At 47.7% G+C, this 543-nt stretch carries 1 protein-coding gene; it reads right to left on the bottom strand.

Annotated features, from left to right (window positions below; all coding sequences use genetic code 11):
- Positions 1–543 (bottom strand): response regulator transcription factor (locus R7044_RS27530; RefSeq protein ID WP_225456268.1); only part of this gene is annotated, 543 nt, incomplete at both ends.

A 543-nucleotide genomic window follows, 5' to 3' on the forward strand; every position in this document is an offset into this window, starting at 1 on the left:
ACTGCGTAATGCATCACTACCAGGTGGTTCGTCACCCCAACCACTTTCGATCACTTCCGTTCGTGATACTGACGCAGGCGCGTACTTCAACAGCAGCTTTAAGATTTTGGTTTGGATGCGACTTAGCTTGATCTCTTTACCATCGCGCGTGACTTTACCAGTGCGCGCATCTAAACAGATATCAGCGAACGTCAGCGTACCAATGTCTTGGCGTGGGCCACGACTAGCTAAAGCATGAATACGTAAACTGAGCTCTTGCATCGCAAACGGCTTCATTAAGTAGTCATCCCCACCCGCTTTAAATGCCGCTATTTTGTCATCTAATGTGTCTTTTGCGGTTAGAAAAAGAATGGGCGTCCCGCAAAACTGTTCCTGACGCAGCTTTTGTACGGTACTGATGCCATCGAGTTTTGGCATCATGATGTCCATAATGATCACGTCGTAATGATTATCTTCCAACAAAGCCAGCGCAGCCTCTCCGTGATACGCGCAATCTATCGTCATACCTTCGAGTTCTAGGTAGTCAGCAATGGTCTCGGAAAC

The organism is Vibrio sp. 1402, from assembly GCF_033340275.1.